This is a genomic window from Brachyspira catarrhinii, from assembly GCF_005518285.1.
Taxonomy (GTDB): Bacteria; Spirochaetota; Brachyspiria; order Brachyspirales; family Brachyspiraceae; genus Brachyspira; species Brachyspira catarrhinii.
In genome coordinates this window covers 1-372 of record NZ_SJDU01000831.1, presented here as the reverse complement: position 1 = coordinate 372, position 372 = coordinate 1, and the positions used below count along the sequence as shown (strand labels likewise).

The window sequence follows — 372 nt, the reverse complement described above, 5'->3', positions numbered from 1 at the left end:
GATAAATTAAATAAAATCGATAAAAAATAGATAAATTAAATAAAATCGATAAAAAATATATTGAAAAAAGTTATATGACTATACCTTATGTTATAGAGCAAACGAGCAGAGGCGAACGTTCATACGATATTTACTCAAGACTCTTAAAAGACAGAATAATATTTTTGGGCGGAGAGATAAACGATGATGTGGCGAATGTCGTTATAGCGCAGTTATTATTTTTGGAATCTGCGGACCCAGAAAAAGATATTTCGCTTTATATAAATAGCCCTGGCGGAGTCGTGACTTCGGCGCTCGGTATGTATGACACTATGCAATATGTTAAACCCGATGTCTCCACTTTATGCGTTGGTGTCTCCACTTTATGCGTTG

Annotated in this window: 1 protein-coding gene; it reads left to right on the top strand. The window is 34.9% G+C overall.

Annotated features, from left to right (window positions below; genetic code table 11):
* Positions 1-74: 74 nt before the first annotated feature.
* A partial coding sequence (locus tag EZH24_RS13585) for an ATP-dependent Clp protease proteolytic subunit (RefSeq protein WP_170310893.1) occupies positions 75-372 on the top strand: 298 nt, incomplete at its 3' end.